This is a genomic window from Lysobacter enzymogenes (genome assembly GCF_017168095.1).
Classification (GTDB): domain Bacteria; phylum Pseudomonadota; class Gammaproteobacteria; order Xanthomonadales; family Xanthomonadaceae; genus Lysobacter; species Lysobacter enzymogenes_D.
In genome coordinates this window covers 1-211 of sequence record NZ_LXSD01000130.1, presented here as the reverse complement: position 1 = coordinate 211, position 211 = coordinate 1, and the positions used below count along the sequence as shown (strand labels likewise).

1 rRNA gene is annotated in these 211 nt (G+C 46.9%); it reads right to left on the bottom strand.

Annotated elements, in window-relative coordinates:
• Positions 1 to 211 (bottom strand): 16S ribosomal RNA (locus A7A76_RS03570); the annotation flags it as partial.

The following is a 211-nucleotide window of genomic DNA, read 5'->3' as shown; positions in this document are numbered from 1 at the left end:
TTCACACCTCAGCGTCAGTTTTCGGTTAGAAGGCCGCCTTCGCCGCTGGTATTCCTCCAAATATCTACGCATTTCACCGCTACACTTGGAATTCTACCTTCCTCCCCGAAACTCAAGCATATCAGTTTTAGAGGCAGTTCCTGAGTTAAGCTCAGGTATTTCACCACTAACTTAATATGCCGCCTACGTGTCCTTTACGCCCAATAATTCC